The 277-nt window shown below is 41.5% G+C and carries 1 pseudogene; it reads left to right on the top strand.

Annotated elements, in window-relative coordinates:
• Nucleotides 1–277: pseudogene (locus ACFIKU_RS10240) on the top strand (HlyD family secretion protein); the annotation flags it as partial.

Here is a 277-nt window from a genome sequence, read left to right as displayed (position 1 = left end):
GCAGCTTGCACGGGCACAGGCTATTCTCGATTCAAAAAATGCAAAACTGGCAAGTATTGAATTGCAAGCACAGCTTTTGCAGGGCGAAATTAATGCTGCAGAAGTCGAATTGGCGCGTTCACGAGCATTCTCCAATATTGTCCCTGAAAGTAAAAAGTTAGGTTTTGGTGATACGGCAAGTTCTGTTTCTCGTCCTCTTTCACAACTTTTGACGGCATTGGAAACAAAACGACAATTGCAAAAACAATTAAATCTTGAACGGCAAAGTTTACAGTCA

The organism is Bartonella sp. CM120XJJH, from assembly GCF_042194715.1.
GTDB lineage: Bacteria > Pseudomonadota > Alphaproteobacteria > Rhizobiales > Rhizobiaceae > Bartonella.
Note: the sequence above shows the minus strand (reverse complement) of the source record. Positions and strands in the feature narration are given on the sequence as shown.